Source organism: Streptomyces sp. NPDC002588, assembly GCF_040295925.1.
Taxonomy (GTDB): domain Bacteria; phylum Actinomycetota; class Actinomycetes; order Streptomycetales; family Streptomycetaceae; genus Streptomyces.
In genome coordinates this window covers 1-1,675 of the sequence record NZ_JBEOWF010000118.1, presented here as the reverse complement: position 1 = coordinate 1,675, position 1,675 = coordinate 1, and the positions used below count along the sequence as shown (strand labels likewise).

Sequence of the window (1,675 nt, the reverse complement as noted above, 5' to 3'; positions counted from 1 at the left end):
GACGGCTGAATCAACAACATCAGAACAACCGCCGGCCGAGCCCTGTCCTGCCCGACAGACGGCCGGCGGTTCCATGTCCGGGCAACTTCGAACCCCTGTGACGCACATGAAAAATTATTGACTTACTCGTCAAAACAAGGTATTCCTGGAGTATGACAGCTCGACGTGTTCACGTACTCGGCGGCGGACCCGCAGGCCTCTTCGCCGCCCGGCTACTGGCCCTTCGACGCCCCGACTGGCACGTCCAAGTGCACGAGAGAAACCCTCCCGAGGAGACGTTCGGCTTCGCGGTCGGCCTCACCGGCGGTCTCCTCAAAGCGCTGAAGCACGCCGACCCGGAGATGTACCGGGAGATCACCGACGCCGCGTACGCGTTCTCGTCGAGCGGCTTCCGACTGCCGCAGGGCGAGGTTCTGTTCGGCCAGTTCCACAGCGGCGCGATCGGGCGCGCGCAGCTGCTGCGGCTGTTGCTGAAAGGCGCAGTCGACGCGGGCGTACAGGTGGACATCGGCCGATCGTGCGACGCCGGAGAGGTACTCGAAGACGCCGACCTGGTGATCGCCGCCGATGGTGTCTCCAGTGCCACCCGCAACCGCTTCCGGGAGGAGTTCGGCGCCGAAGTCACCCCCGGCCGCGGCCGGTTCATCTGGTGCGGGGCCGAAGCGCCGCTGGACGGCGGGATCTTCATGCCGGTGACGACACCGGAAGGACTGTTCGTCGCGCACGCCTACCCCTACGGGGAGGCCCGCTCGACGTTCGTGATCGAGGCGTCCGCCGAGACCGTGAGCCGGGCCGGGTTCGGCAACCGGCAGTGGGCCGACGAAGGCGACTCCGACGACGAGGCCCTGGAGTACCTGTCCAAGGCGTTCTCCGGACTGCTGGACGGCGGGTCCTTCACCGGCAACCGGTCGCGATGGGGCTGGTTCAACACCGTCCGGTGCGCCCGCTGGCACCACGGCACGACCGTGCTCCTGGGAGACGCCGCGGCCACCGCCCACCCGTCCCTGGGTTCCGGCACGAAGATCGCGATGGAGAGTGCGATCGCCCTGGCCGACGCGTTGACGCCCTGGACGGACGGGCCGGTGACCGACGCGCTGGCACGTTACGAGGAGGCCCGGCGCCCGGAGGTCGAACGGCTGCAGGAACGCGCCGTGCGCAGCCAGCTGTGGTGGGAGTCGTTCGACATCCGCCAGGACCTCAGCCCCGCCCGCATGACCGTGGCCTACTTCAGCCGGGCCGGCGCCGTCTCCCTCGACGACCTGGCCGCCTCCGACCCGCAGCTCGCGGCCCGGGCCCTGGCGGACTTCGCCGAGGTCGAGCCGGGCGACGTACCCGACGCAGGACTCACGGACTGGGTACTGGGGCAGCCGCTGCAGACACAGCACCAGCAGCGTCCCGGCCGCCTCCACAACGGGTCCGCGCCGACCCCGGCGACCATCGAGGTCGACTGCAGCGACGCCTGGGGACCGGCAGCCGACGCACTCGTCGAGCAGGCACGGCAGTTCGTACGCCAGGGCGCCGACGTCATCCGCCTGACCGGCCAGGACACCCGCAGCGCCCTCCTCGACCGCCTGGCCCTCGGAGAACGGATCAAGACCGAACTCCCCGCGCTCGTCGACGTCACCGCGAGTCAGGAACATCTGCGCCACGCCGTCGACGGTGTGGTCGCCGGGCG

Annotated in this window: 1 protein-coding gene; it reads left to right on the top strand. The window is 69.7% G+C overall.

Annotated elements, in window-relative coordinates; genetic code table 11:
* Positions 1-152: 152 nt before the first annotated feature.
* The coding region (locus tag ABT057_RS49035; protein WP_352351901.1) for an FAD-dependent monooxygenase at positions 153-1,675 on the top strand (1,523 nt) is incomplete at its 3' end.